The organism is Moorena sp. SIO2C4 (genome assembly GCF_010672485.1).
Lineage (GTDB): Bacteria > Cyanobacteriota > Cyanobacteriia > Cyanobacteriales > Coleofasciculaceae > Moorena > Moorena producens.
The window spans coordinates 1-4,248 of record NZ_JAAHGN010000660.1; the positions used below are offsets into that span (position 1 = coordinate 1).

The window sequence follows — 4,248 nt, forward strand, 5'->3', positions numbered from 1 at the left end:
CATACCTATGAGCTACACAGGATGTTTTCCTACTCCCGACTCCCTCGGTGCGCTTTCCGTAGGCGAATTAAATTCGCCACGGGTCGCACCGCTCCCGACTCCCCATCTCCCCATCTCCCCATCTCCCCATCTCCCCACCTCCCCATCTCCCCATCTCCCCATCTCCCCATCTCCCCACACCCGGTCACCCCACACCCCACATACGCTAGTTGAGTCTATTACCTTATATATATATATATGCTTCCCTTCTTCAGAGGTATTTTGCGATCCTCTGTAGGAGCCGCTGCGTGAACGCAAAAGCGAAGGAACGAATATTAGATGAACAACCAATCAGTCAACTTAACAGCTAAGAAGACTAACAGTAAGCTTACGATCCTATTTGATGGGGGGTCTCGTGGGAATCCTGGAATAGCTGGTGCTGCTGCTATTATTAAACAACCAGGAGCTCAAACTATTAGCGTTAGTAAATTTTTCCCTCATGCTACCAACAATGAGGCCGAATATAACGGAGCTATTCTTGGGTTGGAGAAAGCCTTGGAAATCGGTGCTGGGCAGGTAGTCCTAAAAGGAGATTCTCAACTGGTTATCAATCAGCTTAAAGGTACCTGGAGAGTTAAAACACCCCACTTACGACCCTTATGGACAAAAGCTAAGTCACTTCTGAATCAGTTTGACTCTGTTAAATTGGAGTGGATTCCCCGAGCACAGAATTCAGAAGCCGATGCCGCTGCGAATCAGGCTATGGATCAACGCAAAGGGGTTAGCGCTGTAAGAAATAAAGCCACTGGGTTGCCCAAGGTTCAACCTTCTTTACCAAAACTTGCTGACCAGTTCTCTGAGTTGCCCAAGGTTCAACCTGTACCAAAACTTGCTAACCAGATCTCTGAGTTGATTGCGGACGCAAAAAATGCTAAATTTAAAAATTTACTTAAGTTAAAAAGTGGTCGGGATGAGTTTACTAGCAAGCGATTACCCACCCTAAAGGAAATGGTACCTGCTTCTGTTCAAAATGCGATCGCATCGGCTATGGCTGATGCTGATGACTCTACCTTAGCCAAGGTATACCGCTGGTATCTTAGAGGATTACCCGCAGACCTAGCCATTAGAAAAGTCCAGGTCGATTTAGAAGTATCTGAAAAGATTATCGAGCGTCGAAAAAAAAATCAACAAACCCTCTAATTATAACACATGATTATCGCTTTAGCAATCCTAGGTAATTTGTAGTAATAAGGAAAAACTCTGAACAAGCCCTCAGTACTTACTAATTAGTACTAGATTTCTTCTACAAAATGCGACTGGTTCACCATTGGGATGGCGAACGCAACCGTGGCTTTTGCCTGTGATCGATATCATAGGCGGAAAGCAAAAGATCAGTTATTATTGTGGTTACCAGACTCACCTGGCTAGGTGTGGGGTTAAGCTCAAACCTAAAAAAATACTAAAAAGCTATTGTTGAGAGTTCCTGACAGGATACATAAAAGCGTAAGCATATGCGCTACGCGCACGCGTGCGCGTTCAGCGGTCAGCGGTCAGCGGTCAGCGGTCAGCCAAAGGCTTACGCTGCTTGAGGTGCCGTCAGCTTTTTGGCACAGGCCACAAGCGCTGTGATTTCACTCAGATTAAACAAATGGTTACCTGTTTTATTCAAAAGCACCTCAAGTAGCGTGGCACAGGCTTCGACGCATCGGACCTAACCCATAAGCTGATACGCGACACGCTGATAGCTAAAAGCTGATAGCTGATAGCTGACGGCTGAATGCTTACATAAAAGCTATCTATAAGTGCTTCACTACAGCAGTAGAAGCTCAGAGCTAATCCAACAGGAGTTCAAAAAATTGGTTACTAAGAAACGGTGACCCCAAGTAGGGTATTTGGCTAGCTGGTTCTTGCGTAGGCAGAACAAAATGTCTTTCACATGGCCATCTTTGATCAAGCCACTCGTCAAGGGCTTTTTATTTATTGCAATATCTAACTGGTTAAGTCATGGAAGCACATCGATTACATCAAGCAATAACCTATCAAAATGTCATGGAAATCTTAGTGGCTCAGGAAGTAGAGCGTCAAAAGTCTCGACTTTCCCCGAAGCTAGCTAAGTATATAAACCATGTAGAAGTGGCTACCTATGCCCTCAATCGTTTACCACCTCTGTATGCTTCCTGTGAAGAGGGGAGGCGTCAGCAGCAGTTAAAGGGTAACAAAAAACTAAGGCAGCAGATTACTACTACTGTGCGTCAAGCCTTTGCTGCCGTGCAACGAGACCCGATCAGACTCTGTACACCGATCAGACCACAAGAAGAAACCGAATCTCTAGCGGCTAAACTGGCTCTGCAAGGAATCCGGGAATTACTCAAAAATAAAGAAATAACATGGTATAATCTGGTCAGTATTGTCAGGCAAACCCTGATTAGAGCAACTCAGATCAGAAAAAATCGGCAAAAAGAGCAGCCAAGAGACCCAATTTATGGTTGGAGTGACTCTCGTTACCAGCTCTAAGTTTGCGATCGCGTAGCGTGACCTACGGTCAATCGCGTTCACAGCTTGACAGGTTGACAAGTTGAAGGTTGACAGGTTGATCACTTGAAGGTTGACAGGTTGATCACTTGAAGGTTGACAGGTTGACAGGTTGACAGGTTGACAGGTTGACAGGTTGACAGGTTGACAGGCTATAGTCTCCAAACCAGCGTTTTAGATTTATGTCTAATATCATGTTGGGATAATTACCCTTAATAAAAATCTCCCCATCTCCCCATCTCCCCACACTTCCCACCCTCCCTATAATTATGGGTATTCAACCTGACTTGATATAACTGGGTATCTAATGCTGCACTTTAACTATTCTACTGTGATCAATGCACCAGTTGAGATAGTTTGGACCTTTCATGAGCGAGATGATATTCTCGATCTGCTCACTCCACCCTGGCAACCAATCCAGGTGATCCGTCGTGAGGGGGGTTTAGGGATTGGAGCAGTTTCGGAATTTCGGATTTTTCTTGGTCTAATTCCCTTAGAGTGGATTGCTGTTCATACCGAGTATGAGCAATACCGACTCTTCAGTGATCAACAACAAGAAGGACCCTTTGACTATTGGGTTCATCGCCATCAATTTATTCCAGAAGATCAGAAAACTAGGCTAACTGATTCCATTGAATTTGCCTTACCAGGAGGAGCGTTAGTCGAAGATATGTTTGGTTGGTTAGTAACGCTGCAATTAGAGCAAATGTTTCGCTATCGCCATAAAGTAACCCAACGAGAATGTTCTAAGTTGGTGAATTGAGTAGGGTTAGTAGGAAACGGGCAAGATGCCCATTCCACGGAAACGGGCAAGATGCCCATTCCACCCACCGGGTCAAACTCAAAGTATGGAACAGCGAACAGGTAAAAATAATCAGATTTGATGCTTTCAGTACTAAAATTGATTGTTATCGCCTCCCCTATTACGTTTTTTTGTACTGATGTCAGGTAAGCATTCAGCTATCAGCTAATGCGCTACGGAAACAGCTAAAGGCTTGTGGCCAACGGCTGACGGCTGATAGCTGACGGCTGAATGCTTAGGTTTCATCTAACAATTTCTCCCTCATTTCCTTTAACTCTTCCTTGGAATCCTTCGCGAATTGGACACTAGTAATAGTCCCCAAAACTCCGCCCGATGCTGTCAAGCTTGCTTCCGATACTTTGTCAATATACAAAAGCCCGACACCAAATAAAGTCATCAACGCTGATGCAGCAGTTACACCAAAAGCAAGGTTGAAACTATATTTTGCTTGTCGTAATAATTCCCAGTCGGTTTCTTTTTTGATGTCACGTTTGATATCACGGTTGTCATCCTTAATTTGTCGCTTCTTATGAAAACTAAACGCCATTGTTGATCTCCTCAATCGTGTATTGTTTGCTTTTGATATTCCTATCCTATTCAAAGGAAACTATCTACAGCAAGGGCAGATGGGTTGAATTTATGTTAGCTTTTGCCCTATTGGGTTTTAGGGAGCAGGGAGCAGCGATGCAGCGCCGCCAAAGGGGGTTTCCCCCAAGACCGCGCTGCATCAAGACGGGAGCAGAGAAGAAAAAAAAGGGAACAGAGAAAAATCCTGTATACCTCCTAGCTATGAAAAATGCTGTAAAATAGATTAGGGCAAATAGGTAAATCAAGAAAACCTATCTGCCCTAATTAAGCATTCAGCTATCAGCGTGTCGCGTATCAGCTATCAGCTTATGGGCTATGGGCAAGCTACGGAACTTTTGAAGAAAACA

8 protein-coding genes are annotated in these 4,248 nt (G+C 44.4%); 6 read left to right on the plus strand and 2 right to left on the minus strand.

The window, feature by feature from the left end:
- The first annotated feature begins 1 nt into the window (after position 1).
- The 4 genes from F6K20_RS26630 (at position 2) to F6K20_RS26645 (ending at position 2,493) form a co-directional block, all read left to right on the plus strand.
- Positions 2-277, plus strand: a complete 276-nt coding sequence (locus F6K20_RS26630) for a hypothetical protein (protein WP_502708879.1) — start codon at positions 2-4, stop codon at positions 275-277.
- Positions 278-318: 41 nt separating this feature from the next.
- Complete coding sequence (locus F6K20_RS26635; protein ID WP_008178237.1) at positions 319-1,179, plus strand: ribonuclease HI family protein; 861 nt, start codon at positions 319-321, stop codon at positions 1,177-1,179.
- Positions 1,180-1,507: 328 nt separating this feature from the next.
- Positions 1,508-1,663, plus strand: a complete 156-nt coding sequence (locus F6K20_RS26640) for a hypothetical protein (protein WP_287296637.1) — start codon at positions 1,508-1,510, stop codon at positions 1,661-1,663.
- A gap of 320 nt (positions 1,664-1,983) precedes the next feature.
- On the plus strand, positions 1,984-2,493 hold the full coding sequence (locus F6K20_RS26645) for a late competence development ComFB family protein (protein WP_008178239.1): 510 nt from the start codon (positions 1,984-1,986) through the stop codon (positions 2,491-2,493).
- A gap of 103 nt (positions 2,494-2,596) precedes the next feature.
- On the opposite strand, the gene F6K20_RS26650 is transcribed toward F6K20_RS26645, so the two are convergent.
- The gene (locus F6K20_RS26650) at positions 2,597-2,758 is read right to left on the minus strand and encodes a hypothetical protein (RefSeq protein ID WP_287296639.1); all 162 of its coding nucleotides are present in this window, start codon (positions 2,756-2,758) and stop codon (positions 2,597-2,599) included.
- A 60-nt stretch (positions 2,759-2,818) separates the two neighbouring features.
- Here F6K20_RS26650 and F6K20_RS26655 point away from each other — a divergent pair, with 60 nt between their 5' ends.
- Positions 2,819-3,274 (plus strand): SRPBCC family protein, encoded by a 456-nt coding sequence (locus F6K20_RS26655; RefSeq protein WP_287254560.1) that lies wholly within the window; start codon positions 2,819-2,821, stop codon positions 3,272-3,274.
- Between the two features lie 274 nt (positions 3,275-3,548).
- Here F6K20_RS26655 and F6K20_RS26660 read toward each other — a convergent pair whose 3' ends face one another.
- The gene (locus F6K20_RS26660; protein ID WP_287296641.1) at positions 3,549-3,860 is read right to left on the minus strand and encodes a TRADD-N-associated membrane domain-containing protein; all 312 of its coding nucleotides are present in this window, start codon (positions 3,858-3,860) and stop codon (positions 3,549-3,551) included.
- A gap of 92 nt (positions 3,861-3,952) precedes the next feature.
- Between F6K20_RS26660 and F6K20_RS26665 the strand changes: the two genes are divergently transcribed.
- Positions 3,953-4,123, plus strand: coding sequence for a hypothetical protein (locus tag F6K20_RS26665; protein ID WP_287296643.1), 171 nt, complete (start codon positions 3,953-3,955; stop codon positions 4,121-4,123).
- The last annotated feature ends 125 nt before the right edge of the window (positions 4,124-4,248 follow it).

Excerpts from the sequence above, each read along its gene's own strand:
- F6K20_RS26655 (WP_287254560.1), top strand. The coding sequence starts at position 2,819 with ATGCTGCACTTTAACTATTCTACTGTGATCAATGCACCAGTTGAGATA.
- F6K20_RS26665 (WP_287296643.1), top strand. The coding sequence starts at position 3,953 with ATGTTAGCTTTTGCCCTATTGGGTTTTAGGGAGCAGGGAGCAGCGATG.
- F6K20_RS26635 (WP_008178237.1), top strand. The coding sequence starts at position 319 with ATGAACAACCAATCAGTCAACTTAACAGCTAAGAAGACTAACAGTAAG.
- F6K20_RS26645 (WP_008178239.1), top strand. The coding sequence starts at position 1,984 with ATGGAAGCACATCGATTACATCAAGCAATAACCTATCAAAATGTCATG.
- F6K20_RS26660 (WP_287296641.1), bottom strand. The coding sequence starts at position 3,860 with ATGGCGTTTAGTTTTCATAAGAAGCGACAAATTAAGGATGACAACCGT.